This is a genomic window from Caulobacter sp. P1_B12_2 (genome assembly GCF_056406675.1).
In genome coordinates this window covers 1-2619 of sequence record NZ_JBFTZS010000562.1, presented here as the reverse complement: position 1 = coordinate 2619, position 2619 = coordinate 1, and the positions used below count along the sequence as shown (strand labels likewise).

General features: G+C 68.3%; 3 protein-coding genes. 2 read left to right on the top strand and 1 reads right to left on the bottom strand.

What is annotated here, in order from left to right; all coding sequences use genetic code 11:
• Positions 1 to 30: 30 nt before the first annotated feature.
• Positions 31 to 525: a Holliday junction resolvase RuvX gene (gene ruvX / locus AC1DZ6_RS23260; RefSeq protein ID WP_477099481.1), complete on the bottom strand. Its 495-nt coding sequence runs from the start codon at positions 523 to 525 to the stop codon at positions 31 to 33.
• A gap of 101 nt (positions 526 to 626) precedes the next feature.
• Here ruvX and gatC point away from each other — a divergent pair, with 101 nt between their 5' ends.
• Both gatC and gatA read left to right on the top strand, forming a co-directional pair.
• Positions 627 to 914, top strand: a complete 288-nt coding sequence (gene gatC, locus AC1DZ6_RS23255; RefSeq protein WP_477099480.1) for an Asp-tRNA(Asn)/Glu-tRNA(Gln) amidotransferase subunit GatC — start codon at positions 627 to 629, stop codon at positions 912 to 914.
• 2 nt (positions 915 to 916) lie between these two features.
• A complete protein-coding gene (gene gatA / locus AC1DZ6_RS23250; RefSeq protein ID WP_477099479.1) occupies positions 917 to 2389 on the top strand; it encodes an Asp-tRNA(Asn)/Glu-tRNA(Gln) amidotransferase subunit GatA in 1473 nt (490 codons plus the stop codon).
• Positions 2390 to 2619: the final 230 nt, after the last annotated feature.

The following is a 2619-nucleotide window of genomic DNA, read 5'->3' as shown; positions in this document are numbered from 1 at the left end:
CCCTCTCCCTCTGGGAGAGGGTTCCGCTGGCTAAAACCCTTTGCCCGCCGCCTCGTTGATGCCCCGCATCCGCTCCAGCGCGCCCTGCAGGATCCAGCCGGCGGCCATCTTGTCGACGACCTCGGCGCGGCGCTTGCGGTTGACGTCGTGCTCCTCGATCAGCACCCGGGTCACGGCCGCCGTCGACAGGCGCTCGTCCCAGAAGGTGATCGGGATGTGGGGCTGCAGGCGCAGCAGGTTGCGGCCCAGGGCGCGGTTGGACTGGCAGCGCACGCCTTCGGTGCCGTCCATGTTCATTGGCAGGCCGATTACAATGCCGGCCGCCTTGCGGCTGCCCATCAGCTGGAACAGCACCTCGGCGTCCTCGCTGAACTTGGTCTTCTTGATCAAGGCCAGCGGGCTGGCGACGGTCAGGGTGACGTCGGACACGGCCACCCCGATGGTCTTCTCGCCCGGATCCAGCCCGACGATGGGCAGGTAGTCGGGAATGGCGGCGGCGAATTCAGTGATGTCTAGAACGGGCATTGCTCCTCATAACATGTCGAGACGCCCCCCGAACAAGGGAAGAGCTTGTCAAAGCGCCCCTCGCACGGCTAACCCACGCGCTTGGTATTCAGGAGGCCCCCATGGCCATTGACGCCGCCACCGTGCGGAAGGTCGCGCGGCTCGCCCGCATCGCCACACCCGAAGATCGTCTGGAGCCCCTGGCCCAGGAGCTCAACGGCATCATGACGTGGATCGAGCAGCTGGCCGAGGTCGACACCGACGGCGTCGAGCCGCTGACCAGCGTCGTGCACGCCGGCCTGCCGCTGCGTGACGATGTGGTGACCATGGGCGGCGACGCCGACGTCGTCACCGGCAACGCCCCCAAGACGGTGGACGGCTTCTTCGTGGTCCCGAAGGTGGTTGAATAACGATGACTTCGCTGACCTCTCTCACCCTCAAGGGCGCGCTGGACGGGCTGGAAGCCGGGGACTTCACCTCGGTCGAGCTGACCACGGCCCACATCGAGGCCGTCGAGGCCGCGCGCGGCCTGAACGCCTTCCTGTTCGAGACGCCCGAACAGGCGCTGTCGATGGCCGCCGCTTCCGACGCCCGCCGGGCGCTCGACGTGGCCCGTCCGCTGGACGGGATCCCGCTGGGCATCAAGGACCTGTTCTGCACCGAGGGCGTGCCGACCACGGCCGCCTCGAAGATCCTCGAGCCGTTCGTCCCGCACTACGAGTCGACCGTCACCAGCCAGCTGTGGCGCGACGGGGCGGTGATGCTGGGCAAGCTGAACCTCGACGAATTCGCCATGGGTTCGTCGAACGAGACCAGCGCCTACGGCCCGGTGATCAATCCCTGGCGCAAGACGGGTTCGAACCAAGCTTTGACCCCGGGCGGCAGCTCGGGCGGCTCGGCCGCGGCCGTGGCCGCCGGCCTGTGCCTGGGGGCCACCGCCACCGACACCGGCGGCTCGATCCGCCAGCCCGCCGCCTTCACGGGAACCGTGGGCATCAAGCCGACCTACGGCCGTTGCTCGCGCTGGGGCACGGTGGCCTTCGCCAGTTCACTGGACCAGGCCGGCCCGATCGCCAAGACCGTCGAGGACGCGGCCCTGCTGCTGACCTCGATGTCGGGGCACGACCCCAAGGACTCGACCAGCCTGGACGTGCCGGTGCCCAACTTCGCCGCCTTCGTCGGCAAGTCGGTCAAGGGCCTGCGGATCGGCATTCCCAAGGAATACCGCGTCGACAACATGCCCGCCGAGATCGAGACGCTGTGGGAACAGGGCGTCGCCTGGCTGAAGGAAGCCGGCTGCGAGATCGTCGAGATCAGCCTGCCGCACACCAAGTACGCCCTGCCGGCCTACTACATCGTGGCCCCGGCCGAGGCCTCGTCGAACCTGGCTCGCTATGACGGCATGCGCTACGGCCTGCGGGCCCAGGGCGCGAACCTCACCGAGGTCTACGAGAACACCCGCGCCGAAGGCTTCGGCGACGAGGTCAAGCGCCGCATCCTGATCGGCACCTACGTGCTGTCGGCCGGCTATTACGACGCCTACTACCTGAAGGCCCTCAAGGTGCGTCGCCGCATCGCCGAGGACTTCGACAGCGCCTGGGAAAAGTGCGACGCCATCCTGACCCCCACGGCGCCGTCGGCGGCGTTCGGCCTGGGCGAGAACAGCAACGACCCGATCGCCATGTACCTGAACGACGTGTTCACGGTGACCACGAACCTGGCGGGCCTGCCGGGTCTCAGCCTGCCGGCTGGACTGGACGCCAACGGCTTGCCGCTGGGCCTGCAGATCATCGGCAAGCCGCTGGACGAAGGCACGGTGTTCTCGGTCGCCGGCGCCATCGAAAAGGCCGCGGGCTTCAACGCCAAGGCCACCAAGTGGTGGTGATCCGCCCCTAGCGGATCGACCAGGAAAAAGGGCGGCCCCGCGAGGAGCCGCCCTTCTTTTTTACGCTACGAGGTACGCCACTAAGACATTTACATCGGCGCGTCGGGCGTGACCGGGGCCGGCGTCGGGGCCGGAGCGGCCGCAACCGGGGCGGCGATCACCACCGRCTCGGCCGGAGGCGCGGCCACGGGCGCCGGAACGTTGGCGCTGACGTTCGCCGAGGCCGACGA